The sequence below is a fragment of the Flavobacterium soyae genome (genome assembly GCF_021245985.1).
GTDB lineage: Bacteria > Bacteroidota > Bacteroidia > Flavobacteriales > Flavobacteriaceae > Flavobacterium > Flavobacterium soyae.
This window is the reverse complement of sequence record NZ_JAJQXA010000053.1, coordinates 1-371: the sequence shown is the minus strand read 5'-3', so window position 1 is coordinate 371 and position 371 is coordinate 1. Positions and strand designations below refer to the sequence as shown.

The window sequence follows — 371 nt, the reverse complement described above, 5'->3', positions numbered from 1 at the left end:
CAGCATCCTTATCAGGCGTCCGGTCCTTGAGCCACACAACCTTGGCCGAACGGGGCGTATCGAGACGCTTGAGTACCTGGGCCTCACTGGTGGAGGTTTGATGTCCGACCTGTTCGAGGTAAGCCTCGACCAGTTCGAACTCCGCGGGGCTCAAGCCTCGCAGTTCCAGCTCTACCGGGCGTTCATCACGCAAGCGACCGGCGGTTCTTGCAGCGTCCAGGGCCACCCCGAGACGATCGATCAGTTTTTCGTACAACTCAGGTGTAGCGACTTTTCGTTGTGATTCAACCATCCCTCACCTCATTGAAGATAAGACTCACTCCCCATTGAGAAGCTTAGCTTCGCTGGGCAAACCGGCTGGGCGCCGCGAC

At 58.2% G+C, this 371-nt stretch carries 1 protein-coding gene; it reads right to left on the bottom strand.

Annotated elements, in window-relative coordinates:
• Window positions 1–292: hypothetical protein (locus tag LUU93_RS21915; RefSeq protein WP_232683227.1), on the bottom strand; the 292-nt coding region annotated here is incomplete at its 3' end.
• Window positions 293–371 lie beyond the last annotated feature (79 nt).